At 55.9% G+C, this 256-nt stretch carries 1 protein-coding gene; it reads left to right on the top strand.

The window, feature by feature from the left end; genetic code table 11:
- Positions 1 to 256: hypothetical protein (locus tag ACTHS3_RS18195; RefSeq protein WP_440368824.1), on the top strand; the 256-nt coding region annotated here is incomplete at both ends.

Below are 256 nucleotides of genomic sequence, written 5' to 3'. Positions count from 1 at the left end.
ATATTAATGTCAGAAACTGTTACCTACGATCCCTCCCGCTACGGTGCCAAAGCCGCATACACGACTTATGAAGCCGACCAGGGTACACTCTCAGCAGGTGCAACAGTCAAAAAAGCCTCTTCCACACACTCCACTGCCCACGAAGCCAGCAAACAGTCTTACGTTGACCTGCCGGCCAATGCCGCCGTTTCGTTTACAGCAAAGGCGGATGCGGATGCCGCCACCCTCCGCTATACCGTTCCCGACGGGGCAACCG

The organism is Neisseria sp. P0009.S007 (genome assembly GCF_051962515.1).
Note: the sequence above shows the minus strand (reverse complement) of the source record. Positions and strands in the feature narration are given on the sequence as shown.